The sequence below is a fragment of the Halobacillus faecis genome (assembly GCF_007991335.1).
Taxonomy (GTDB): Bacteria; Bacillota; Bacilli; order Bacillales; family Halobacillaceae; genus Halobacillus; species Halobacillus faecis.
In genome coordinates this window covers 1-20,418 of the sequence record NZ_BJYD01000032.1, presented here as the reverse complement: position 1 = coordinate 20,418, position 20,418 = coordinate 1, and the positions used below count along the sequence as shown (strand labels likewise).

General features: G+C 44.6%; 33 protein-coding genes. 31 read left to right on the top strand and 2 right to left on the bottom strand.

Features of this window, described 5'->3' with window-relative positions; all coding sequences use genetic code 11:
- Positions 1 to 37 precede the first annotated feature (37 nt).
- From rplN to salA, 29 genes are all read left to right on the top strand, one after another.
- The gene (gene rplN, locus HFA01_RS16910; protein WP_035511677.1) at positions 38 to 406 is read left to right on the top strand and encodes a 50S ribosomal protein L14; all 369 of its coding nucleotides are present in this window, start codon (positions 38 to 40) and stop codon (positions 404 to 406) included.
- Between the two features lie 40 nt (positions 407 to 446).
- Positions 447 to 758 (top strand): 50S ribosomal protein L24, encoded by a 312-nt coding sequence (rplX, locus tag HFA01_RS16905; RefSeq protein WP_075038175.1) that lies wholly within the window; start codon positions 447 to 449, stop codon positions 756 to 758.
- 26 nt (positions 759 to 784) lie between these two features.
- Positions 785 to 1,324 (top strand): 50S ribosomal protein L5, encoded by a 540-nt coding sequence (gene rplE / locus HFA01_RS16900; RefSeq protein WP_146818465.1) that lies wholly within the window; start codon positions 785 to 787, stop codon positions 1,322 to 1,324.
- A gap of 26 nt (positions 1,325 to 1,350) precedes the next feature.
- Complete coding sequence (locus HFA01_RS16895) at positions 1,351 to 1,536, top strand: type Z 30S ribosomal protein S14 (protein ID WP_035511674.1); 186 nt, start codon at positions 1,351 to 1,353, stop codon at positions 1,534 to 1,536.
- A 30-nt stretch (positions 1,537 to 1,566) separates the two neighbouring features.
- Positions 1,567 to 1,965 carry a 30S ribosomal protein S8 gene (rpsH, locus tag HFA01_RS16890; RefSeq protein WP_089654429.1) on the top strand — a complete coding sequence of 133 codons (399 nt, stop codon included), beginning with the start codon at positions 1,567 to 1,569 and terminating at the stop codon, positions 1,963 to 1,965.
- Between the two features lie 30 nt (positions 1,966 to 1,995).
- Positions 1,996 to 2,532: a 50S ribosomal protein L6 gene (gene rplF, locus HFA01_RS16885; protein ID WP_089654428.1), complete on the top strand. Its 537-nt coding sequence runs from the start codon at positions 1,996 to 1,998 to the stop codon at positions 2,530 to 2,532.
- Between the two features lie 35 nt (positions 2,533 to 2,567).
- Positions 2,568 to 2,930: a 50S ribosomal protein L18 gene (gene rplR, locus HFA01_RS16880; protein ID WP_115895005.1), complete on the top strand. Its 363-nt coding sequence runs from the start codon at positions 2,568 to 2,570 to the stop codon at positions 2,928 to 2,930.
- Positions 2,931 to 2,953: 23 nt separating this feature from the next.
- Positions 2,954 to 3,448, top strand: a complete 495-nt coding sequence (gene rpsE, locus HFA01_RS16875) for a 30S ribosomal protein S5 (protein ID WP_326315280.1) — start codon at positions 2,954 to 2,956, stop codon at positions 3,446 to 3,448.
- Between the two features lie 18 nt (positions 3,449 to 3,466).
- Complete coding sequence (rpmD, locus tag HFA01_RS16870) at positions 3,467 to 3,649, top strand: 50S ribosomal protein L30 (RefSeq protein ID WP_089654426.1); 183 nt, start codon at positions 3,467 to 3,469, stop codon at positions 3,647 to 3,649.
- Positions 3,650 to 3,679: 30 nt separating this feature from the next.
- Positions 3,680 to 4,120 (top strand): 50S ribosomal protein L15, encoded by a 441-nt coding sequence (rplO, locus tag HFA01_RS16865; protein ID WP_089654425.1) that lies wholly within the window; start codon positions 3,680 to 3,682, stop codon positions 4,118 to 4,120.
- Entirely contained in the window at positions 4,120 to 5,412 is a 1,293-nt protein-coding gene (gene secY / locus HFA01_RS16860; protein WP_146818463.1) for a preprotein translocase subunit SecY, read from the top strand. The genes rplO and secY overlap by 1 nt, the downstream gene beginning before the upstream one ends.
- A gap of 43 nt (positions 5,413 to 5,455) precedes the next feature.
- Positions 5,456 to 6,109, top strand: coding sequence for an adenylate kinase (locus tag HFA01_RS16855; RefSeq protein WP_146818461.1), 654 nt, complete (start codon positions 5,456 to 5,458; stop codon positions 6,107 to 6,109).
- Positions 6,106 to 6,852, top strand: coding sequence for a type I methionyl aminopeptidase (map, locus tag HFA01_RS16850; RefSeq protein WP_146818459.1), 747 nt, complete (start codon positions 6,106 to 6,108; stop codon positions 6,850 to 6,852). The genes HFA01_RS16855 and map overlap by 4 nt, the downstream gene beginning before the upstream one ends.
- A 16-nt stretch (positions 6,853 to 6,868) precedes the next feature.
- Positions 6,869 to 7,204, top strand: coding sequence for a KOW domain-containing RNA-binding protein (locus HFA01_RS16845; protein WP_035511657.1), 336 nt, complete (start codon positions 6,869 to 6,871; stop codon positions 7,202 to 7,204).
- Entirely contained in the window at positions 7,182 to 7,400 is a 219-nt protein-coding gene (gene infA / locus HFA01_RS16840; RefSeq protein WP_008636026.1) for a translation initiation factor IF-1, read from the top strand. Before HFA01_RS16845 ends, infA begins: the two co-directional genes overlap by 23 nt.
- Before the next feature lie 28 nt (positions 7,401 to 7,428).
- A complete protein-coding gene (rpmJ, locus tag HFA01_RS16835) occupies positions 7,429 to 7,542 on the top strand; it encodes a 50S ribosomal protein L36 (protein ID WP_002509257.1) in 114 nt (37 codons plus the stop codon).
- A gap of 24 nt (positions 7,543 to 7,566) precedes the next feature.
- Positions 7,567 to 7,932, top strand: coding sequence for a 30S ribosomal protein S13 (rpsM, locus tag HFA01_RS16830; RefSeq protein WP_146818457.1), 366 nt, complete (start codon positions 7,567 to 7,569; stop codon positions 7,930 to 7,932).
- A 30-nt stretch (positions 7,933 to 7,962) separates the two neighbouring features.
- Positions 7,963 to 8,358 carry a 30S ribosomal protein S11 gene (gene rpsK / locus HFA01_RS16825; RefSeq protein WP_146818455.1) on the top strand — a complete coding sequence of 132 codons (396 nt, stop codon included), beginning with the start codon at positions 7,963 to 7,965 and terminating at the stop codon, positions 8,356 to 8,358.
- Between the two features lie 180 nt (positions 8,359 to 8,538).
- Positions 8,539 to 9,483, top strand: a complete 945-nt coding sequence (locus HFA01_RS16820) for a DNA-directed RNA polymerase subunit alpha (protein WP_089654419.1) — start codon at positions 8,539 to 8,541, stop codon at positions 9,481 to 9,483.
- A gap of 45 nt (positions 9,484 to 9,528) precedes the next feature.
- Positions 9,529 to 9,888 carry a 50S ribosomal protein L17 gene (gene rplQ / locus HFA01_RS16815; protein WP_146818453.1) on the top strand — a complete coding sequence of 120 codons (360 nt, stop codon included), beginning with the start codon at positions 9,529 to 9,531 and terminating at the stop codon, positions 9,886 to 9,888.
- Between the two features lie 189 nt (positions 9,889 to 10,077).
- Complete coding sequence (locus tag HFA01_RS16810; RefSeq protein ID WP_146818451.1) at positions 10,078 to 10,917, top strand: energy-coupling factor ABC transporter ATP-binding protein; 840 nt, start codon at positions 10,078 to 10,080, stop codon at positions 10,915 to 10,917.
- Positions 10,893 to 11,765 (top strand): energy-coupling factor ABC transporter ATP-binding protein, encoded by an 873-nt coding sequence (locus HFA01_RS16805; protein ID WP_146818449.1) that lies wholly within the window; start codon positions 10,893 to 10,895, stop codon positions 11,763 to 11,765. The genes HFA01_RS16810 and HFA01_RS16805 overlap by 25 nt, the downstream gene beginning before the upstream one ends.
- Positions 11,758 to 12,555 (top strand): energy-coupling factor transporter transmembrane component T family protein, encoded by a 798-nt coding sequence (locus HFA01_RS16800; RefSeq protein ID WP_146818447.1) that lies wholly within the window; start codon positions 11,758 to 11,760, stop codon positions 12,553 to 12,555. Before HFA01_RS16805 ends, HFA01_RS16800 begins: the two co-directional genes overlap by 8 nt.
- Before the next feature lie 16 nt (positions 12,556 to 12,571).
- Complete coding sequence (gene truA / locus HFA01_RS16795; RefSeq protein WP_146818444.1) at positions 12,572 to 13,312, top strand: tRNA pseudouridine(38-40) synthase TruA; 741 nt, start codon at positions 12,572 to 12,574, stop codon at positions 13,310 to 13,312.
- A 216-nt stretch (positions 13,313 to 13,528) separates the two neighbouring features.
- Complete coding sequence (rplM, locus tag HFA01_RS16790; RefSeq protein WP_146818442.1) at positions 13,529 to 13,966, top strand: 50S ribosomal protein L13; 438 nt, start codon at positions 13,529 to 13,531, stop codon at positions 13,964 to 13,966.
- A gap of 18 nt (positions 13,967 to 13,984) precedes the next feature.
- Complete coding sequence (rpsI, locus tag HFA01_RS16785; protein WP_075038155.1) at positions 13,985 to 14,377, top strand: 30S ribosomal protein S9; 393 nt, start codon at positions 13,985 to 13,987, stop codon at positions 14,375 to 14,377.
- A 257-nt stretch (positions 14,378 to 14,634) separates the two neighbouring features.
- Positions 14,635 to 15,483 carry a VOC family protein gene (locus HFA01_RS16780; RefSeq protein WP_146818440.1) on the top strand — a complete coding sequence of 283 codons (849 nt, stop codon included), beginning with the start codon at positions 14,635 to 14,637 and terminating at the stop codon, positions 15,481 to 15,483.
- A 125-nt stretch (positions 15,484 to 15,608) separates the two neighbouring features.
- The gene (gene cwlD, locus HFA01_RS16775; protein WP_146818438.1) at positions 15,609 to 16,334 is read left to right on the top strand and encodes an N-acetylmuramoyl-L-alanine amidase CwlD; all 726 of its coding nucleotides are present in this window, start codon (positions 15,609 to 15,611) and stop codon (positions 16,332 to 16,334) included.
- An 81-nt stretch (positions 16,335 to 16,415) separates the two neighbouring features.
- Positions 16,416 to 17,468, top strand: a complete 1,053-nt coding sequence (gene salA / locus HFA01_RS16770; RefSeq protein WP_146818436.1) for an iron-sulfur carrier protein/transcriptional regulator SalA — start codon at positions 16,416 to 16,418, stop codon at positions 17,466 to 17,468.
- A 55-nt stretch (positions 17,469 to 17,523) separates the two neighbouring features.
- On the opposite strand, the gene gerD is transcribed toward salA, so the two are convergent.
- Complete coding sequence (gene gerD / locus HFA01_RS16765) at positions 17,524 to 18,171, bottom strand: spore germination lipoprotein GerD (RefSeq protein WP_146818434.1); 648 nt, start codon at positions 18,169 to 18,171, stop codon at positions 17,524 to 17,526.
- 141 nt (positions 18,172 to 18,312) lie between these two features.
- On the opposite strand from gerD, the gene HFA01_RS16760 reads away from it, so the two are divergent.
- Positions 18,313 to 18,912, top strand: coding sequence for a KinB-signaling pathway activation protein (locus HFA01_RS16760; protein WP_146818432.1), 600 nt, complete (start codon positions 18,313 to 18,315; stop codon positions 18,910 to 18,912).
- Positions 18,913 to 18,955: 43 nt separating this feature from the next.
- Here the strand turns inward: HFA01_RS16760 and pdaB are convergent, their stop codons facing one another.
- Entirely contained in the window at positions 18,956 to 19,714 is a 759-nt protein-coding gene (gene pdaB, locus HFA01_RS16755; protein ID WP_146818430.1) for a polysaccharide deacetylase family sporulation protein PdaB, read from the bottom strand.
- Positions 19,715 to 19,832: 118 nt separating this feature from the next.
- Here pdaB and HFA01_RS16750 point away from each other — a divergent pair, with 118 nt between their 5' ends.
- On the top strand, positions 19,833 to 20,054 hold the full coding sequence (locus HFA01_RS16750; protein ID WP_146818428.1) for a hypothetical protein: 222 nt from the start codon (positions 19,833 to 19,835) through the stop codon (positions 20,052 to 20,054).
- Positions 20,055 to 20,418: the final 364 nt, after the last annotated feature.

Genomic DNA, 20,418 nt, shown 5'->3' with positions numbered 1-20,418 from the left:
GTTCGCTCGGAGTTAATCCGAAGGGAGGTTACATGTTATGATTCAACAGGAATCTCGTCTGAAAGTCGCAGATAACTCTGGTGCTCGTGAAATCCAAACCATTAAAGTATTGGGTGGATCCGGCCGCAAAACAGCTAACATTGGTGATATCATCACTGCTACTGTGAAGCAGGCAACACCAGGAGGCGTTGTTAAAAAAGGTGAAGTTGTAAAAGCTGTTATCGTACGTTCTAAGAGTGGAGTGCGCCGTAAAGATGGTTCTTACATCCGTTTTGATGAAAACGCAGCAGTAATCGTGCGTGATGACAAAGGACCACGCGGTACTCGTATCTTTGGACCGGTAGCTCGTGAACTTCGTGATGCTAAATTCATGAAGATTGTATCTCTAGCTCCAGAAGTATTATAAAAGCCTGAATGAAATGCCTTGTTAAGGAGGTGCGCGAAGAATGCACGTAAAAAAAGGTGACAAAGTAATGGTGATTACTGGTAAGGATAAAGGCAAACAAGGTACAGTCCTTGAAGCTTATCCGAAGAAAGATCGTGTCCTTGTTGAAGGTGTGAACGAAGTGAAAAAGCACGCGAAGCCTTCTCAGGAAAATCCACAAGGTGGAATCCTAACACAAGAAGCTGCGATCCACGTATCCAACGTAATGCCGATCGACCCTAAGACTGGTGAACCGACACGTGTTGGTTACAAAGTCGAGGACGGTAAGAAAGTTCGTATCGCGAAAAAATCTGGTGAAGCACTAGATAAATAAGCCATAGAAGAAAGGAGGGCCACACGATGAACGAACTAAAGAAACAATATCAAGAAGAAGTTGTCTCATCTTTGATGAACAAATTTGAATATGATTCCATCATGCAAACACCAAAAGTTGAGAAAATCGTTATCAACATGGGTGTAGGTGACGCTGTTCAAAACGCAAAAGCACTTGATACAGCTGTAGAAGAACTAACATTGATCACTGGTCAGAAGCCAGTTATCACGAAAGCGAAGAAATCAATTGCAGGATTCCGCCTACGTGAAGGTATGCCAATCGGTGCGAAGGTAACACTTCGTGGAGAGCGCATGTACGAATTCCTCCAAAAGCTGATTGCCGTATCTCTTCCACGTGTGCGTGACTTCCGTGGTATTTCTAAGAAAGCTTTCGACGGTCGTGGAAACTACACACTTGGTGTTAAAGAGCAATTGATTTTCCCAGAAATCGATTACGATAAAGTAAACAAAGTGCGTGGTATGGATATCGTTATTGTCACTACAGCTGACTCTGACGAAGAAGCACGTGAACTTCTAGCTCAGTTCGGTATGCCGTTCCAAAAATAATGAGCTAACTATAAGGAGGGAAAATAGTGGCTAAAAAATCAATGGTCGCGAAGCAACAGCGTAAACAGAAGTACCAAGTGCGCGAATACACGCGTTGTGAACGCTGCGGACGTCCGCACTCCGTACTTCGTAAGTTTAAGCTTTGCCGTATTTGTTTCCGTGAACTTGCATATAAAGGTCAAATCCCTGGTGTCAAAAAAGCCAGCTGGTAAACCCGAAACAGGGAAGGAGGTTAATGAGTTATGACAATGACAGATCCAATTGCAGATATGCTGACGCGTATTCGTAACGCCAACATGGTGCGTCACGAGAAGCTTGAGCTTCCAGCTTCTAACGTTAAAAAAGAAATCGCTGATATCCTTAAGCGTGAAGGTTTTGTACGTGACTACGAATTTGTTGAAGACAACAAGCAAGGAGTTCTTCGCATCTTCCTTAAGTACGGTCAAAACAATGAGCGTGTAATTACTGGTGTGAAGCGTATCAGTAAGCCAGGTCTACGTGTTTACGCTAACGCTGAAGAACTTCCAAAAGTTCTTAACGGTCTAGGTGTAGCCGTTGTATCCACTTCAAAAGGTGTATTGACAGATAAAGAAGCTCGCGAACAAGCCATCGGTGGCGAAGTTCTAGCTTACATCTGGTAAAAAAACAGATCAGACAGGAGGTGCAAAAATATGTCTCGCGTAGGTTTAAAATCACTTGAAATTCCTGAAGGTGTAGAAATCATCCAGGATAACAACACGATTACAGTTAAAGGTCCTAAAGGGGAATTGACTCGTACATTCCACAAGGACATCACAGTTAAAGTTGAGGACAACGTTCTTACTGTAGCTCGTCCGAGCGACCACAAAGAACACCGTGCTCTTCACGGTACTACACGCAGCCTGATCGGTAACATGGTTGAAGGTGTTTCTAAAGGCTATGAGAAGAGTCTTGAAATCATCGGTGTAGGTTACCGTGCGCAAAAACAGGGTCAAAATGTTGTAATCAACGCTGGTTACTCTCACCCTGTTGAAGTCGATAACCACGAAGGTATCGAAATCGAAGTACCATCCAACACGAAAGTAACAGTTAAAGGGATCGACAAAGAACTTGTAGGTGCTGTAGCTGCGAAAATCCGTGCGATCCGTCCTCCAGAGCCTTATAAAGGTAAAGGAATTCGCTACGAAGGCGAATATGTACGCAGAAAAGAAGGTAAAACAGCTAAGTAAGTTTCGTAGCTAACGTATAGAAAGGAGTGACCCTGATGATCACGAAGGCAGATAAAAATGTCGTACGTAAAAAGCGTCATGCACGCGTTCGTAAGAATGTCTTTGGTACCGCTGAACGCCCACGCTTGAACGTATATCGCTCTAACAAACACATTTATGCTCAGCTAATCAACGATGAAAGCCAAGTAACAGTAGCAAGTGCGTCTACTGTCGACAATGACTTCAACCTTGATGCTACAGGCAATGTCGAGGCTGCTCAAAAAGTCGGTGAATTAGTGGCTAAGCGTGCGATCGACAACGGTTTTAAAGTTGTTGTATTCGACCGTGGAGGTTACTTGTATCATGGACGTGTGAAAGCACTAGCTGAAGCCGCTCGCGAAGCCGGCCTAGAATTTTAATAGTTAAAGGAGGGACATAAATGATTACAAACATCGACCCTAACAAACTTGATCTTGAAGAACGCGTAGTTACCATCAACCGTGTAGCTAAGGTAGTTAAAGGTGGACGTCGTTTCCGTTTTGCTGCTTTGGTAGTAGTAGGAGATAAAAATGGTCATGTCGGATTCGGTACAGGAAAAGCCCAAGAGGTACCGGAAGCGATCAAAAAAGCCATTGATGATGCTAAGAAAAATCTAATCACAGTACCAGTGAAGAACACGACAATTCCACACGAAATCAACGGACGTTTTGGTGCAGGTAACATTCTTATGAAACCAGCAGCAGAAGGTACCGGAGTTATTGCTGGTGGACCTGTCCGTGCGGTACTTGAGCTTGCAGGTGTTCAAGACATCCTATCTAAGTCACTTGGTTCTAACACGCCAATCAACATGGTACGTGCTACAATCACTGGACTTAGCGAGCTTAAGCGTGCAGAAGACGTCGCTAAACTTCGTGGTAAATCAGTAGAAGAACTGTAGGATAAGGAGGGAAATAAAATGGCTAAACAGTTAGAAATTACCCTCACGCGCAGTGTTATTGGTAGACCGCAAGATCAGCGCTCTACTGTCAAGGCGCTAGGTCTGAACAAGATCCGTCAAACTGTCGTACTTGAAGATAACCCAGCGATCCGAGGTATGGCTAATAAGGTGTCTCACCTAGTTTCGGTTAAAGAAGTTTAATTCTACAAAAGATATAAGGAGGTGCAACGCATGAAACTGCATGAACTAAAACCTGCTAAAGGTACTCGTAAAGAACGTAACCGCGTAGGTCGTGGTATGGCATCTGGTAACGGTAAAACTTCCGGCCGTGGACACAAAGGTCAAGGCCAGCGTTCAGGAAGCAAAACTCGCCCAGGTTTCGAGGGTGGTCAAATGCCACTTTTCCAACGCCTGCCTAAGCGTGGTTTCACTAACGTTCACCGTAAGGAATTTGCGATTATCAACCTTGATGCACTGAATCGCTTCGAAGAAGGCACAGAGGTTACTCCTGAGCTATTGCTTGAGTCTGGTGTGGTAAGCAACCAAAAAGCCGGAATCAAAGTACTAGCTAAAGGTTCAATCGAAAAGAAACTTACAGTGAAAGCTCACAAGTTCTCTGCTTCCGCGAAAGAAGCAATTGAAGCAGCGGGCGGTCAAACTGAGGTGATTTAATGTTCCGGACAATCTCCAATTTTATGCGCGTGGGTGATATTCGACGGAAGATTATTTTCACTTTGTTGATGCTCATTGTTTTTCGCCTGGGAACATTCATCCCGGTTCCTTTTACAAATAGAGAAGCCATCAATTTCATGGATGAACAGAATGCGTTCGGTTTCCTGAACACATTCGGAGGCGGGGCATTGCAAAACTTCTCCATCTTCGCTATGGGGATCATGCCCTACATTACTGCCTCCATCATCATGCAATTGTTGCAGATGGACGTCGTTCCTAAGTTTGCGGAATGGAAGAAGCAAGGTGAAGTCGGCCGTCGAAAATTAGCTCAGTTTACCCGCTATGGAACGATCGTGCTCGCTTTCATTCAAGCCATCGGCATGTCTATAGGTTTTAACGCTCTGGCGGGTGGTCAATTGATCGCTGATCCAGGGTTTGCGAAATTCTTAATCATTGCTCTTGTCTTGACAGGCGGTACAGCGTTTCTAATGTGGCTTGGTGAGCAAATCACTGAACACGGCGTTGGAAATGGTATATCCATTCTAATCTTTGCAGGAATTGTTGCTGCAATCCCGACCGGTGTGAACCAGTTGTATGATCAATACATCTCCGGTGCCGGAGAAGAGTTGTTCATTAACTTGGTCATCATCGCTCTGATTGTACTTGTTATTATTGCGGTGGTTGTGGGAGTCATCTTCATCCAACAAGCCCTTCGTAAAATTCCTATTCAATATGCAAAGCGTTTGGTTAACCGTTCGCCAGTAGGTGGGCATTCCACTCACTTACCACTAAAAGTGAATGCTGCAGGAGTCATCCCGGTCATCTTTGCGATATCTTTCATTATCGCACCAAGAACCGTCGCTGGTCTTTTTGAGAACAGTGAAGTCGCCTCCGTCATTCAATATATATTTGATTATCAAAACTGGCCTGGAATGATTATCTATGTTGCGTTGATCATTGCCTTCACTTATTTCTATACCTTTGTTCAGGTCAATCCGGAACAAATGGCTGAAAACTTGAAGAAGCAAGGCGGGTATATCCCGGGGATACGTCCTGGAGCTAATACGGAAACGTACTTGACTCGTGTGATGTACCGATTAACGTTCGTAGGATCCATCTTCCTTGCAGCTGTCTCTATCCTACCGATCATCTTGGGCTCTGCTGCGCAGTTGCCGCCAAGTATTCAAATCGGAGGAACCGGTCTTCTAATCGTTGTAGGGGTTGCCCTTCAGATTATGAAGCAGCTGGAAAGTCAGCTTGTAAAACGCCATTATCAAGGATTCATTAAATAATTAGTGTGAAAGCTAATGAATAAATGAGAGCGAGGGGAACACGTTGAATTTAATTCTGATGGGTCTCCCTGGTGCCGGTAAAGGTACTCAGGCTGAGAAGATAGTCGAAAAATATGACATCCCTCATATCTCAACTGGAGATATGTTCCGATTAGCTATCAAAGAAGGAACAGCACTGGGCAAAGAAGCCAAATCCTATATGGACAAAGGCGAATTGGTTCCCGATGAAGTGACCATCGGAATCGTTCGTGAGCGTCTAAGTAAACCCGATTGTCAAAAAGGATTCTTGTTAGATGGTTTCCCAAGGACAATCGCCCAAGCAGAAGCCCTTGAGAACCTCTTGACTGATATGGAAGAGTCCTTGGACTATGTTCTTCATATTGATGTTCCTAAGGAGCAACTCATCGAGCGTCTTACTGGACGACGCATCTGCCCGACGTGCGGTGCTACCTATCACGTGGTCTTCAACCCACCGAAAGAAGACGGCAAATGTGATCACGATGGCTCTGAGTTGATTCAGCGCGAAGACGATCAGCCTGACACCGTAAGAAAGCGCCTGGAGGTCAATGTTGAGCAATCACAACCTCTGCTTGATTTCTACCAAGAGAAAGGGTACTTGGTATCATTCGAAGGTGACAAAGATATCAACGAAGTATTCCAAGACATCGATCAAAAGCTGGGAGAACTGGCTGAATGATTATTTGTAAGACTTCACGGGAATTAGATATTATGCGAGAAGCAGGGCGGATCGTCGCCTTGACGCACCAAAAGTTGGAACAAAAGATCCAACCAGGTATAACAACCGGGGAATTGGATAAGATTGCAGATGAATTCATACGCAGTATGGATGCAATCCCATCTTTTAAAGGTTATAATGGATTCCGTGGAAGTATCTGTGCATCTGTCAACGAAGAACTCGTTCATGGCATTCCTGGAGACAGGGTGTTGAACGAAGGTGATATCATCAGCATCGATATTGGTGCCAAATATAAAGGTTATCACGGAGATTCGGCCTGGACGTATCCGGTCGGTACCGTAGATGACGAAACCATGGAATTGTTGAAAGTTACTGAGCAATCATTGTTTAAAGGACTTGATGAAGCAAAACCAGGTGTACGCCTTTCAAATATATCCCATGCAATCCAGAGCTTTGTTGAGCCTGAAGGCTTTTCAATCGTAAGAGAGTATGTGGGACACGGAGTAGGGCAGGAGCTGCATGAGGACCCTCAAATTCCTCATTACGGCCCGCCAAACAAAGGTCCACGCCTAAAACCTGGTATGGTATTGGCTGTAGAACCGATGGTGAACGCAGGCTCTCGTTACGTAAAAACGCTCGGAGATCATTGGACGGTAGTCACTCAAGATGGTAAAAAGTGCGCTCACTTTGAGCACACGATAGCAATTACGGATGAAGGATATGAAATCCTTACAAAATCCTAAATGAAGGTGATCGTTTTTGAACGAATCTGAGTCGAGTCCGCGAATAGGTCAAATTGTTCGTATTGTGCAGGGGCGTGAGGCAGGACAGTACGCGGTAGTAATCGATGTACTGGATGGCCGCTTTGTGCTGCTTGCCGACGGAGAGAAACGTAAGTATGATCGACCAAAGAAAAAGAATTTGCAACATGTTGAGCTTATGGATTTCATCTCTCCGGAAGTCCAGGACAGCCTTCTGGAAACTGGTCGTGTCACAAATGGCAAGCTTCGATTTGCCGTATCAAAATATGTCAATGAAGCAGTGACTGATTTGAAGAAGGGAGATCAACTCGATGGCGAAAGACGATGTAATTGAAGTAGAAGGGACCGTCGTTGAAACCTTACCGAACGCACAGTTCAAGGTTGAACTCGAGAACGGTCACTCCGTTTTAGCTCACGTTTCCGGTAAAATTCGCATGCACTTCATTCGAATCTTACCAGGAGACAAGGTAACGGTAGAACTTTCCCCTTATGACTTAACTAAAGGACGTATTACGTACCGTTATAAATAAAACTCCGATCTTAAAGGAGGTATGGATGATGAAGGTAAGGCCTTCTGTAAAACCAATTTGCGAAAAATGCAAAGTCATCAAACGTAAAGGTAAAGTCATGGTTATCTGTGAAAACCCTAAGCATAAACAAAAACAAGGCTAAAACTGAAGGAGGTGCACGTAACTTATGGCACGTATTGCAGGTGTAGATATTCCTCGTGACAAGCGAGTAGTCGTATCCCTAACTTACGTTTACGGTATCGGTAAATCCCTTGCCAAAGACGTACTAGCTGAAGCTGGCGTTTCTGAAAGCACTCGCGTTCGCGATCTTACAGAAGACGAACTAGGTAAAATCCGTAAAGCAGTGGAACAACACAACACGGAAGGTGACCTTCGTCGTGAGAACTCTCTTAACATCAAGCGTTTGATTGAGATCGGTTCTTATCGCGGAATCCGTCACCGTCGTGGACTTCCACTTCGCGGACAGAAGACGAAAAACAACTCTCGTACACGTAAAGGCCCACGTCGTACCGTGGCTAACAAACGTAAATAATAAGCAACACAAAGGAGGTAAGCTAACTATATGGCACGTAAAGGAAACACTCGTAGTCGTAAACGTCGCGTGAAAAAGAATATAGAGACCGGTGTGGCACACATCCGCTCTACTTTCAACAACACAATCGTAACGATCACTGATGTTCAAGGTAACGTTATCGCATGGAGCAGTGCCGGATCCCTTGGTTTCAAAGGTTCCCGTAAATCTACTCCATTCGCTGCTCAAATGGCTTCTGAAGCTGCAGCGAAAGACGCTATGGACAACGGTATGAAAACTCTTGAAGTAACAGTTAAAGGCCCTGGCGCTGGTCGTGAAGCAGCAATCCGCTCTCTACAAGCAGCAGGTCTTGAAATTACGGCAATCCGTGACGTAACTCCAGTACCACACAATGGTTGCCGCCCACCAAAACGTCGTCGCGTATAATAGTTCTGAATAGAATTTGTCACCCTGTCTATAATGGGTTATGATAGCTTTTATATCATCACCGCCGTAGACAGAGAAAATATGCAGTTGTCTTTTTATCGGGACTGCCTACCTGAGGAATTTCGGTTAGACCTATTGTCTAACCGGGGTTTCGACGTTTTGAAGGAGGGTTTAGTGTAAATGATCGAAATTGAAAAGCCAAAGATTGAAACGGTCGAGATCAGCGATGAGTCTACTTTTGGTAAGTTCGTCGTAGAACCGCTTGAGCGTGGGTATGGTACAACTCTAGGGAACTCCTTGCGTCGTATCCTATTATCCTCACTTCCCGGCTCTGCTGTCACATCAGTTCAAATTGACGGGGTCCTTCATGAGTTCTCAACCATTGAAGGTGTCGTCGAAGACGTAACCACAGTCATTCTTAATCTGAAGAAACTAGCTTTGAAGGTTTATTCCGACGAAGAGAAGACTTTGGAGATTGATGTACAGGGTGAAGGAAAAGTTACAGCGGCTGACATTACGCACGACAGTGATGTAGAAGTTCTTAATCCAGATCTTCACATCGCGACATTAGATAGCAACTCCAGCTTCCGTGCACGTATTACAGCAGAACGCGGCCGAGGATATCGTCCGGCTGAAGGAAACAACCATGAGGATCAACCAATTGGCGTTATTCCAGTTGACTCTATTTTTACACCGGTATCCCGTGTAACGTATCAAGTAGAGAACACTAGAATCGGTCAAACATCTAACTTTGATAAGTTGACGTTGGATGTATGGACGGATGGCAGCATTCGTCCGGAAGAAGCGATCTCTCTTGGGGCTAAAATCTATATGGAACACCTCAATATCTTTGTAGGCCTTACAGATGAAGCTCAAAAAGCTGAAATCATGGTTGAAAAAGAAGAGGACCAAAAAGAAAAAGTTCTAGAAATGACGATCGAAGAACTTGATCTATCTGTACGTTCTTACAACTGCTTGAAACGCGCTGGCATTAATACAGTGCAGGAACTTGCGAATAAGTCGGAAGAAGACATGATGAAGGTACGTAACCTTGGTCGCAAGTCACTTGAAGAAGTGAAGCACAAGTTGGACGAACTTGGATTAGGTCTAAGAAAAGACGATTGATTGATAGAACACATCTAAGAGATTCAGATAAGGGAGGGATTATCAATGGCTAGAAAACTAGGACGTACAACGGATCAACGTATGGCGCTACTTCGTAACTTAGCGACAGACTTGATCATTCACGAACGTTTGGAAACAACAGAAGCTAAAGCGAAAGAGCTTAAATCTGTTGTAGAAAAAATGATTACACTAGGGAAACGCGGCGATCTACATGCCCGTCGTCAAGCTGAATCATTCCTTTACAATGCGCAAGCGGACGAAGAAGGAGAGCAAACAGCTTTGCAAAAGCTATTCTCTGACATCGGCCCACGCTATGAAGACCGTCAAGGTGGTTACACTCGCGTACTTAAGCTAGGCGAGCGTAAAGGTGATGGAGCGAAAATGGCGATCATTGAACTAGTTTAATGAATAGCATGAGGGTTAAAGGGCAGGACTGAATCTCATCGCGAGGTTACATCCAGCCCTTTTTTTATATCCAAATCGATGGAAATACCATGTGGATGGCGTCGATCTTTAGATGACCCATCCTTCGGTTGATAGGAAATGATGTCATATTTCCTGGGAAATAGTCAGATGAGCAGAGGAGGAACACAGATGGGAGAGAGACAAGTCGAGTTTCGTCATGTGTCTTTTAAATACCAGGAAGACATGCCCTGGGTATTAAAGGACGTGAGCTTTACCATAGGTCCGGACGAGTGGGTAGCCATCATCGGTCACAATGGTTCAGGCAAGTCGACGATTGCTAAATTAATGAATGGACTTTTGTTTCCTCAGGAAGGGGAAATTATTGTCGATGGAATGAAGGTGACACCTGAGACGGTGTGGGAAGTCAGAAAACAGGTCGGGATGGTTTTTCAAAATCCTGATAACCAGTTTGTAGGGACCACGGTTAGAGATGACGTTGCGTTCGGAATGGAAAACCACGGCATGCCCCGGGAACTTATGGTTGAGCGCATCAAAGAAAGCCTGGACTCTGTCCGTATGGAAGCATACGAGAGACATGAACCCCACCGATTATCCGGAGGTCAAAAACAGCGGGTTGCAATCGCCAGCGTCCTAGCTGTATCACCTGAATTCATTATTCTTGATGAAGCAACCGCCATGCTTGATCCAAAGGGTAGAAAAGAAATCATGCAGACCGTAAGCGACGTCCAGCGGGAAAGAGATCTTTCATTAGTGACCATCACCCATGACCTTCAAGAAGTGACGATGGCTTCAAGAGTGATCGTCATGAATGGTGGAGAGGTTTGGATGGAAGGGCCACCCAGAGACGTATTCTCAAGAAAAGAACAGTTGACTGAAATTGGCTTGGATACTCCGTTTGTAAGTAAAATGGCTGATCACCTTAAAGAAGAAGGTTTAAGCCTATCTCGTGAGCCACTCAATCACCAGGAGTTGTTGGAGGACTTATGCACATCTCGTTTGACCACGTAAGCTATACCTATCAACCGAACAGCCCATTCGAACACAAAGCACTGAATGATTTGACGTTTGCGATAGAATCTGGATCTTTTGTAGCTGTCATCGGCCACACAGGTTCAGGAAAGTCGACATTGATCCAGCACTTAAACGGACTGCTGCAGCCAACCGAAGGAAAAATACAACTGGGTGATTATTCTATTGAGGCTGGAGTGAAAAACAAGAACCTGAGAGACCTGCGTGAAAAAGTCGGGGTTGTTTTTCAATATCCTGAGCATCAATTGTTTGAAGAAACAGTCGCCAAAGACATTGCCTTCGGTCCGCAAAATTTCGGGGTTCCCCAAGAAGAAATTGAGAGACGTACGAAAGCTGCGGTTAAAGCGACAAAGCTGCCTGAAGATTTGCTCGAACGTTCACCATTCGACTTGAGTGGTGGCCAGATGCGCCGGGTAGCTATATCAGGGGTGCTGGCGATGGATCCCAAGGTTCTTGTTTTGGATGAACCGACCGCAGGCCTGGATCCTAGCGGGCAGAGAGAAGTGATGGACATGTTTCATGACCTTCATCATGAAAAGGGACTGACGACCATCTTAGTCACTCACAGTATGGAAGATGCCCTTGCCTATGCGGATTATATTTTAATTATGAACCAAGGGGAACTTTACAAAGAAGGGACACCATTGGAGATCTTTCGCCAGAAGGAAGAACTTGAAAATGTACAGTTGGATGTTCCGGAAGTCATTGCTTTCTTGAGTAAAGCGGAGAAAGAGTATGGGATTGAACTTGAATATAAAGGACAGACCATAGCTGAGTTAGCAAAAGAATTAGCCCGCAAAGTGAGAGGGGGCAGCGATCATGAGTAGTTCTTTGATTATCGGCCAATATATACCGACAGATTCCGTGATCCACCGCCTTGACCCTCGTTCAAAAATCGCTATCATTTTCTTTTATGTTGTGATCGTATTTTTTGCTAACTCTGTTATGAGCTACGGGGTACTTGCACTCTTTGCTGTTGGAAGTGCGTTGCTTTCCCGGGTGCCATTCCGGTACATCATGAAAGGTTTGAAACCGGTATGGTTCCTTATTGTGTTTACGTTCCTTCTCCACTTGATTGTCACGAGGGAAGGAGACGTCATGTTTTCTATATTGGGTTGGGATGTCTACAGAGAAGGTCTTGTCCAGGGGGGAGCTATTTCATTACGGTTCTTCCTGCTGATCCTTGTGACCTCGCTGCTAACATTGACAACAACGCCGATTGAAATTACAGATGCCATCGAGGAGTTGTTAGGCCCCTTGAAAAAAGTGAAGTTCCCTGTCCATGAACTGGCGTTGATGATGTCGATCTCTCTCCGCTTCATCCCAACATTGATGCAGGAGACAGAGAAGATTTCCAAAGCCCAGGCCTCCAGAGGGGTAGATTTCCGCACAGGCGCGTTAAAGGACCGTGTGAAGGCGATTGTCCCTCTCTTAGTCCCGTTGTTCGTGAGCGCCTTCAAACGCGCGGAGGAGCTTGCTATGGCCATGGAAGCACGTGGTTATCAAGGAGGGGAAGGTCGTACAAAGCTCAGGGAACTGAGGATATCGAAGCTTGATATTTCTTTGTATGTCCTGTTCGGTCTATTAGTCATCGCCCTATTCATGACGAGAAGCTGACGGGGAGGAACTTTTTATGAAAAGAATTCGTGTGGTCATCCGTTATGATGGGACGAATTACGCCGGCTATCAAGTTCAGCCCAATGGAAACACCATTCAGGCAGAGCTTGAAAAAGCATTAAGGAAAATGCATAAAGGGGACCAGGTAAAAGTGGTCGCTTCTGGACGGACGGATGCACGTGTTCATGCGCTCGGTCAGGTGATCCACTTCGATACCCCCCTGCACATTCCTATGGCTAATTGGAAAAGAGCGTTAGGCTCGCTTCTTCCTGATGATATTCAAGTCGTTTCTGCGGACCAGGTTTCTGAAGAATTTCATGCAAGGTATGATGCAAAGGGAAAAGAGTACCGCTATTATGTGCATGAGGCTCATGAGCCCGATCTCTTCCGCCGTCATTATACGCACCATGTCCGGGCAGAACTTGATGTCGAAAGGATGCAGGAAGCGTGCAGGTATCTAAAGGGAGAGCATGACTTCACTTCTTTTTGCTCACCAAAGACAGACATCAAAGGGACCAAGGTTCGGACGATTCATCATGCCGAGGTCACAAAAGAGGGAAGTAGCCTTGTGTTTGTCTTCCGAGGTTCAGGTTTTCTCTACAATATGGTCCGGATTCTTGTGGGAACTTTGTTGGAAATCGGCAGACACGAACGTAAGCCCGAAGATGTTAAGAGGATCATCGAAGCGAAGAACCGTAACGAAGCAGGGAAAACGGCACCACCGCAAGGGTTATTCTTATGGGAAGTATTCTACTAGGAGGATTCTACCCAAAAAAAGATGTACGCCTTTTTAAAAAAACAACGAATCCAGGTGTGCATGCCCTTGACATATAGTTACAAGGTGTTATATTATATTCTATGGCATTTTATTTCTGTACCACGGTTAGCCCCGGAAAACTAATCGTATTTGAGATAAATGATAAAGTAGTAACGAAGTCTATGAGAAATCAAACATTTCAGGAGGGAAACCGATATGCGCACAACTTTCATGGCAAATGAAAACAACGTTGAACGTAAATGGTATGTTGTGGATGCTGCAGGGCAAACACTCGGCCGTTTAGCGAGCGAAGTTGCTGCGATCCTTCGCGGTAAAAATAAACCAACATACACACCACACGTTGACACAGGTGACCACGTCATCATCATCAATGCAGGTGAGATCCAACTTACAGGTAACAAAATCAACGATAAGATCTATTATCGTCACTCTAACCACGTAGGTGGTTTGAAATCCCGTACGGCTAACGAAATGCGTACGAAATACCCTGAGCAAATGCTAGAGCTTGCTGTTAAAGGTATGCTTCCAAAAGGAAGTCTTGGACGTAAGATGGGCAAGAAACTTCATGTTTACGCTGGTGCGGACCACAAGCATGAAGCACAAAAACCAGAAGTTTACGAACTTCGCGGATAATCAAAGGAGGTAATCTTAGTGGCACAAGTACAATACTCAGGTACTGGTCGTCGTAAGAGCTCAACAGCTCGTGTACGTCTTGTTCCAGGAACTGGTCGTGTAGTAGTAAACAAACGTGATGCTGAAGACTTTTTCCCATATGAAACTCTTCGTATGATTCTGAAACAGCCTCTAGCTGTTACAGAAACTGAAGGTAACTATGATGTATATGTAAACGTAGATGGCGGTGGATTCACAGGACAAGCTGGTGCAATCCGTCACGGAATCGCTCGTGCATTGTTACAAGCGGATCCTGAATACCGTACACCATTGAAGCGCGCTGGTCTATTGACTCGTGACGCACGTATGAAAGAGCGTAAGAAATACGGTCTTAAAGGTGCACGTCGCGCTCCACAATTCTCCAAGCGTTAATCGATGCTTATACAAAAGACTCTCAACCGACTCGGTTGGGAGTCTTTTTTTATGTTCTTTGCTCAGCGTGGTCTCCATCGAGTATGCCATGCTATAAACTGGTTGCTTTCATTGGTGCCAGGCACTGAATCTCGCGGACAGGTGCCTGGCACCAATGAAAGCAAAACCGGGGTCAGGCATGCTTAAAAGCATATGAATACCTGTAGGTTTCCTATTCCGATATACTGAGGGAAAGATATCCGTATGGAGGGGTTCACATGCTTTTTCATGAAAAAGAAAACACCCATGTCACACAGGTCACTTTAAAAGTCGTGGACATGAAACGATCGTTGGAGTTTTACTCAAGCATCATCGGTTTTCAGATATGGAAGCGCTCCAGTGATACTGTTTACTTAAGTGCAGGGGAAGAAAAGCCGCTTCTCGTCCTTGAGGAGGATAAGGATGTTAACCCCCCAAACAGAAAAGCAACAGGACTGTATCACTTTGCTCTCCTTTTGCCGGAAAAGGCAGACCTTGCCGATTTGGTCAAACACTTGATCAGGAATAACATCCAGGTAGCATCCGCAGATCATCTCGTTAGTGAAGCGATCTACTTTGCTGATCCTGATGGTAATGGCATGGAAGTCTATATCGATCGTCCCTCGTCATTATGGGAATGGTCCGGGAGTGAGGTGAAGATGACTGTTGACCCATTGGATTTTGAGGTATTGTTCCGCTTTGAAACCAACACTGGGTGGATGGGGGTTCCGGATCGGACGGTGATGGGACATATACATCTTCATGTCGCTGATCTTGAAAAAGCGAAGCAATTTTATTGTGAAGGTTTAGGATTCGATGTAGTAAGCAGGCTCGGCGATGAGGCCTTGTTTATATCAACGGCTAACTATCATCACCATATCGGCCTCAACACATGGAAGGGTGCCGATGCCCCGCCTGCAGGGGGTCAGGAAGCAGGGTTGAAATGGTTTGATATTCATTTTCCTCATGACCACTCTAGGAAAGAAGCGATGGATAGAATTCGACGAATGGGGGGTGATGTCGCTGAACATGAAAGGGTGATTTACACCATAGACCCTTCAAAAAACCGCATCAGGCTGCTTGTCTGAAATGAAATGAAAGCGGGGTTTGCGAGTCCCTTCCCCTTGCTGAAAAAAGCTTCCTCATGCTTTCTCATATTTGTCCACCTTGTCCCATATAGTGAAAAAGGGAGGAGTATAAGGGAGTGTGAGGCATGCGAAAACCTAGGCTGAAGACATTTTTATGGTTAGCAGGGATCATTGTACTGGTGTGCGCTGTGTCCTATCCGATTCAGGAAGCGAAGGATGCGTGGACGGTATGGTCGTCTCCCCTGTCCGGGAAAGTGATTGTACTGGACCCAGGGCATGGAGGGCCTGATGCTGGTGCTTCTGGCAAAGATGGTACGGAAGAGAAAGTTATTACTTTGCAAATGGCTGAGTACCTTCGTGATTATTTGCAGCAAGGAGGAGCACTCGTGTATCTCACACGTGATGATGACAATGACCTTGCATCAGATGAAGCGGAAAGAGCGCGGCGCAGGCAGGCGGAAGATGTCAGGAACAGGGTACAGTACATCGAAGAAAAAGAAGCGGATTTATACATCAGTTTACATTTGAATGCAATTCCCTCTGAAAAATGGAGTGGGGCCCAGACCTTTTATTATCCAAAGAATGAAGAAAGTAAAACTTTGGCCAAGTTTATTCAATCTGAAATCAAAGAGAATATAGGGAACACGGATCGTGGAGCTTTTGGTTTGTCCAGTATCTATATTCTAAAGCACGCGAAAGCCCCGGGGGTTTTAGTGGAAGCCGGATTTTTATCAAACCCAGGGGAGCGAGAATTGTTAAAGGATAATGACTACCAAAGAAAAATGTCAGCGTCCATCTATCAAGGAGTGCTCCGCTATGTCACAGAAAGAGAGCGGCCTTCTGAAGACTGATTGAAGCAAATCACTTAGAAAGCGTTTCATATATGTTATACTAGCCATAGTGAAACATATTTCTAAGGATGGTGAACCGGCTTGTTGACAGAAGGAAAAGTACTAGAAATCCTCCATTCAATCGAAGACCCGTTTTTACATAAAACGTTGGAAGAAACCGGTGGAGTTGAAGAGATAAAAATCAAGGAAGAAAAAAATCACGTCAGCGTAAAGATCTTGATCGGAAAGACAAACACGGCTGAACAAATGGAATTGCAGCAGACAATTGTCAATGCGCTGAAAAGCGGTGGAGCGGCAACGGTCGGCTTACGTTTCGATCAGCTTCCAGATGAAGTGATCCAAAGGTTCCAACCAGAAGCGGAGCAGGAGCAAGAAGCTTCTCTCCTAGGTGGAAATTCAGGGACGAAATTCATCTCCATTGCGAGTGGTAAGGGCGGCGTAGGAAAATCTACAGTCACGGTCAACCTTGCTGTAGCTTTAACACGTTTAGGTAAGAAAGTCGGAATTATCGACGCAGATATTTATGGGTTCAGTGTGCCGGATATGATGGGTGTGGAAGAAAGACCAGTCGTTCGCGGGGAAAAGATCATTCCTGTCGAACGTTTCGGGGTCAAGCTCGTATCGATGGGCTTCTTTGTGGAAGATAACTCTCCGATTATTTGGCGTGGACCTATGCTCGGTAAAATGCTGACGAGCTTTTTCAAAGAAGTAGAATGGGGCGACCTCGATTATCTGCTTCTTGATCTGCCGCCAGGAACAGGGGATGTGGCATTGGATGTACACACGATGCTTCCGTCTTCTAAAGAAATCATCGTCACGACTCCGCACCCAACGGCCGCTTTTGTAGCTGCACGTGCTGGGCAAATGGCGCTGAAAACGGAACATGAAATTCTTGGTGTCGTTGAAAACATGGCTTATTTTGAAAGTAGAGAGACAGGGAACAAAGAGTTCGTCTTCGGTCGAGGAGGCGGCGTGAAGCTCGCAGAAACTCTGCAGACAGGAGTACTTGGACATGTGCCGCTTCAACAGCCGTATGAAGAAGAGGACGTTTTCGCACCATCCGTCTATCAGGCAGATCATCCAATCGGTGTTATTTACCGTAATATGGCTGCAAAAGTAATCGATAAGTATTAATACTAAAACACGCACTTCTCAAAGAAGTGCGTGTTTTTTTGACTTGTGGTCAACCTTACTGACTTTTTTCGCCTTCACCACTGCTGCCACCGCCAGATTGTTCTTCGCTGCTACTTCCTCCACCTTCACCGGAAGAATCAGATTTCTCTCCGCCACCACTCTGCATTTTTTCCGCTGCTTTCAATAAGGTCTCACTCATTTTCGCTTGGAAAACAGGGCTGTTCAATGTCTCTTCAATTGTTTTTTGCAGATGCGCACGGAATTGCTGCCCTTCCATGACGGTAACCATTTCCTTCATCATTTCAGGGTTTTTATAAAGCTCAATCATCAATTTTTGGTACTCGGCATCTTTCATTAACCCTTTCATCAGCTTTTTCTGCTGATCTTCAAGGACTTTGCTGAACTCTTGGACGAACTTCGGATCGGAGAACAATTTACTCCAAAAAGCTTTTCCTTCTTCAGATACCAGTGTCTTTTGGACTGCCTGCGATACAACTTCTGACTCAAGGGCCATCTGTTGCTGCATTTTCTCATCAGAAAGGACTTCAGTCATTGCTTTCTTCCCGTCGTCCGATTTCAGAATATCAACGATCATCTTTTTCGTTGTATCATAATCCGTCTGTTCACTTGCACTGGATGCGCCGCTGCAAGCAGCCAGTAGTACAAGGAGCAGGACGGGACATAAGAATCGGAGTTTGGACATTTTGCATGTCCCCTTTCTTAAGTTCTCCTTACGTTTACTATCTGCGATTCGGCAGATTTTATACGAAGACTGGAGGAAAAAAGCTCGACTTCGTGGTAAAATACGGTGGAAAAGTCTTTTGTATATATAGGGGGAAATTCCGTGAATAGTCGTAAATGGGTCAGGTTGTTTTTAACGACCTTATGGATTGGCGGTTTGACAACGTTGATCATCAGTTTTGTTTTTAAATATGATTCTTATGCTGAAGTGCTGAAGCCGTTTCAACTCTTTGAGCTCTTTGGCTTATTGTTATTTTTTGCGGGCCTTGGATTTATATTCAGTATCATTAGTCAGATGGGTTTCTTCGCCTACCTGACAGTCAATCAGTTCGGGAAGGGAATTTTCCGTTCATTGTGGGTACCTGTCCAGATCTTCTTAATCGCCTTTACACTATTTGATCTTGTGTACTTTAGATATCAAGCAGCAGAAGGCGCATCGATCTGGCCATTTTTATGGACAGCCATAGGTCTGCTTGGTCTATCCATGGTCGTTGCTTACATAAAAGCAAAGGAAACGAAGTGGCACGCGTTTCTTCCTGCACTGTTCTTTATGGTCGTAGTCACGAGTGTAGAATGGGTCCCTGCTTTAAGGGCTCAGGGGAGTGATTATGTGTGGTTGATGATTATTCCTTTGTTTATCTGTAATGCCTATCAACTCATTTTACTCCACCGTATAACAAAACCATCTGAAAAAGCTGCTTAAAAAACAACCACCGCCAAAAAAAGCGGTGGTTGTTTTTTAAGCATTATTCAATTTGAGTGGTTTCTGATTCTGTGCCACTAACCAGCTCTGTAATACTTACAAATTTCAGTCCTTTTTGTTTCAAACCGGGTAAGATGACCTCAAGTGCTTTCGCTGTCTGCTTTACTGAGTCAGAAGCGTGCATCAAAATGATATCTCCTTCAGAACCCTCATTTAGGACGGTATCTATGATGGTATTGGTTCCTGGATTCTCCCAGTCTCTAGGGTTGATACTCCATTGCACCGCTTGCAATCCCTCGTTTTCAATGATTTTTAAGACCTCTTTATCCATATGACCATGAGGAGGTCGGATCCATTTGATCTCTTCAAACCCTAATTTCCCAAATGCTTCTTTTGCATTGTTCAAGTCTTGCTGTACTTGTGCAGGTTTCTGTTCAAGGTAACTTTCGTATTTATAACCCATCATTCCAATTTCGTGCTTTCCCTCATGAATCGTCTTAATAATATCGGGGTGACGCTCCGCCCATTCTCCACTTACGAAAAAAGTTGCCTGGGCCTTGTTTGCCTCTAGCTGTTTCAACACATCGTGGACCTTCTCTGTTCCCCAGCTTATATTAAATGTCAGTGCAACGTTCGGGTTTTTATCACTTCCTTGTGTTAACGCACGGGGCGATCCTTCATTAGAAAAAACGGGGAGTTGACTCCATTGTCCGATCCACAAGAAGAGGGCACAAAAAAATGCCAAAGCCACCACCACGCCATAGCGTTTCACCCGCTCAGCTTTCCAAGAGTAGAAACTCATTGCACGGTTCACCTTCCTTCCAATATGTTCTATACATATGAAAAAAAGGACAACCTATGCTAAAAACACAAGATTTAGGGTAAAAATATAGAGAGTTGTTCAAGGGAGGTCCTTTAAGGTGCATGGTTTAATGATTAATGAACAGGAACGTCGTGAAATTGAATACTTGCTAAAGAGAGAAATGGAAGAAATCACGTTTGACCTCGGAGACCACAGAATCGACCAAGGACTGAAAAAAGCGATGGAAGAAAGGTATGATGTTCTTTTTCAAATCTTCCGCAGATTTGCAACCAGAGAAGAATGTCTACAGTATATGCCCAGGAAGAAGAAGCAAAATTAATGCTATAATCATTTCAGCTTATCAATAATGCTATAGGTCAAAAATTAAGCCCTGAATGTTGATCAGGGCTTTTCATATGCATATTTGCTTATTGAACCAACTTTTTAAAAAGAATTTCAAAAAAGGCATTGCATTTCTTTTTTAGTCTGTGATATATTATTAAACGTTGTCGGAAAACAAAACAACGCAGCGAAACAACAGAATTTCTTTCGAAAAAAGTTGTTGACACTGCAAGGCAGACATGATAAATTATTACTTGTCGCCAAAACGACACAGAAAAAAACATCACAAAAAAGTTGTTGACACAAACAATTGAAAGTGATAAACTGATAAAGTCGCTGACAAAGCGGCGGGCAAGACATTT

Excerpts from the sequence above, each read along its gene's own strand:
- rplF (WP_089654428.1), top strand. The coding sequence starts at position 1,996 with ATGTCTCGCGTAGGTTTAAAATCACTTGAAATTCCTGAAGGTGTAGAA.
- rplN (WP_035511677.1), top strand. The coding sequence starts at position 38 with ATGATTCAACAGGAATCTCGTCTGAAAGTCGCAGATAACTCTGGTGCT.
- HFA01_RS16780 (WP_146818440.1), top strand. The coding sequence starts at position 14,635 with ATGCTTTTTCATGAAAAAGAAAACACCCATGTCACACAGGTCACTTTA.
- HFA01_RS16805 (WP_146818449.1), top strand. The coding sequence starts at position 10,893 with ATGCACATCTCGTTTGACCACGTAAGCTATACCTATCAACCGAACAGC.
- pdaB (WP_146818430.1), bottom strand. The coding sequence starts at position 19,714 with ATGAGTTTCTACTCTTGGAAAGCTGAGCGGGTGAAACGCTATGGCGTG.
- cwlD (WP_146818438.1), top strand. The coding sequence starts at position 15,609 with ATGCGAAAACCTAGGCTGAAGACATTTTTATGGTTAGCAGGGATCATT.
- rplR (WP_115895005.1), top strand. The coding sequence starts at position 2,568 with ATGATCACGAAGGCAGATAAAAATGTCGTACGTAAAAAGCGTCATGCA.
- rpsM (WP_146818457.1), top strand. The coding sequence starts at position 7,567 with ATGGCACGTATTGCAGGTGTAGATATTCCTCGTGACAAGCGAGTAGTC.
- rplM (WP_146818442.1), top strand. The coding sequence starts at position 13,529 with ATGCGCACAACTTTCATGGCAAATGAAAACAACGTTGAACGTAAATGG.
- truA (WP_146818444.1), top strand. The coding sequence starts at position 12,572 with ATGAAAAGAATTCGTGTGGTCATCCGTTATGATGGGACGAATTACGCC.
- HFA01_RS16810 (WP_146818451.1), top strand. The coding sequence starts at position 10,078 with ATGGGAGAGAGACAAGTCGAGTTTCGTCATGTGTCTTTTAAATACCAG.
- rplO (WP_089654425.1), top strand. The coding sequence starts at position 3,680 with ATGAAACTGCATGAACTAAAACCTGCTAAAGGTACTCGTAAAGAACGT.
- secY (WP_146818463.1), top strand. The coding sequence starts at position 4,120 with ATGTTCCGGACAATCTCCAATTTTATGCGCGTGGGTGATATTCGACGG.
- rplQ (WP_146818453.1), top strand. The coding sequence starts at position 9,529 with ATGGCTAGAAAACTAGGACGTACAACGGATCAACGTATGGCGCTACTT.
- rplE (WP_146818465.1), top strand. The coding sequence starts at position 785 with ATGAACGAACTAAAGAAACAATATCAAGAAGAAGTTGTCTCATCTTTG.
- gerD (WP_146818434.1), bottom strand. The coding sequence starts at position 18,171 with ATGTCCAAACTCCGATTCTTATGTCCCGTCCTGCTCCTTGTACTACTG.
- rpsH (WP_089654429.1), top strand. The coding sequence starts at position 1,567 with ATGACAATGACAGATCCAATTGCAGATATGCTGACGCGTATTCGTAAC.
- HFA01_RS16820 (WP_089654419.1), top strand. The coding sequence starts at position 8,539 with ATGATCGAAATTGAAAAGCCAAAGATTGAAACGGTCGAGATCAGCGAT.
- rpmD (WP_089654426.1), top strand. The coding sequence starts at position 3,467 with ATGGCTAAACAGTTAGAAATTACCCTCACGCGCAGTGTTATTGGTAGA.
- infA (WP_008636026.1), top strand. The coding sequence starts at position 7,182 with ATGGCGAAAGACGATGTAATTGAAGTAGAAGGGACCGTCGTTGAAACC.
- rpsK (WP_146818455.1), top strand. The coding sequence starts at position 7,963 with ATGGCACGTAAAGGAAACACTCGTAGTCGTAAACGTCGCGTGAAAAAG.
- rpmJ (WP_002509257.1), top strand. The coding sequence starts at position 7,429 with ATGAAGGTAAGGCCTTCTGTAAAACCAATTTGCGAAAAATGCAAAGTC.
- HFA01_RS16800 (WP_146818447.1), top strand. The coding sequence starts at position 11,758 with ATGAGTAGTTCTTTGATTATCGGCCAATATATACCGACAGATTCCGTG.
- map (WP_146818459.1), top strand. The coding sequence starts at position 6,106 with ATGATTATTTGTAAGACTTCACGGGAATTAGATATTATGCGAGAAGCA.
- rplX (WP_075038175.1), top strand. The coding sequence starts at position 447 with ATGCACGTAAAAAAAGGTGACAAAGTAATGGTGATTACTGGTAAGGAT.